This is a genomic window from Thermus thalpophilus (assembly GCF_022760915.1).
Lineage (GTDB): Bacteria > Deinococcota > Deinococci > Deinococcales > Thermaceae > Thermus > Thermus thalpophilus.
Genome location: NZ_JAKTNS010000109.1, coordinates 1 through 629 on the forward strand (window position 1 = coordinate 1; position 629 = coordinate 629).

Here is a 629-nt window from a genome sequence, read left to right on the forward strand (position 1 = left end):
TCCTGGGGGCCGGGCGATATTACCTGCTGGAGTGAAGGGGGTGCGGAATGTGGGCCGAACAGTACTTCGCCTGGATCGCTTATGACCTGGCTCTATTTGAAGAGGGCTCCATCGCCAACATGACCTCGTCCATTATTGGCAACGTCTTCGGGTTCAAGGCCCTAAGGGCCTTACGTTTGGAAGACCTGCGCATCCCGGTGGCCTACCTCAAGACCTTCAAGGGAGCTCCCCACGGTATTCCGGTGGAGCGGGACATGCTGGGCAAGTGGGGGCGTCCCCTCTTGGGCGCCACGGTGAAGCCCAAGCTTGGCCTTTCCGGGCGGAACTACGGCCGCGTGGTCTACGAGGCGTTGGCGGGGGGGCTGGACTTCACCAAAGACGACGAGAACATCAACTCTCAGCCCTTCATGCGCTGGCGGGACCGCTACCTTTACGCCCAAGAGGCGGTGATGAAGGCGGAGGAGGCCACCGGCGAGCGCAAGGGCCACTACATGAACGTCACCGCGGCCACGATGGAGGACGTATATGAGCGTTTGGAGTTCGCCAAGGAAATAGGCTCCATGGTCGTGTCAAGAGTTATGTGTAAGAGTCTGTGTACGGGGGGCATACCGCTCCTGAAGCATCTTCTC

General features: G+C 60.1%; 1 protein-coding gene. It reads left to right on the forward strand.

Going from position 1 to position 629, the window contains the following annotated elements; genetic code table 11:
- Window positions 1–47: 47 nt before the first annotated feature.
- A partial coding sequence (locus tag L0D17_RS13220; RefSeq protein WP_243095710.1) for a RuBisCO large subunit C-terminal-like domain-containing protein occupies window positions 48–629 on the forward strand: 582 nt, incomplete at its 3' end.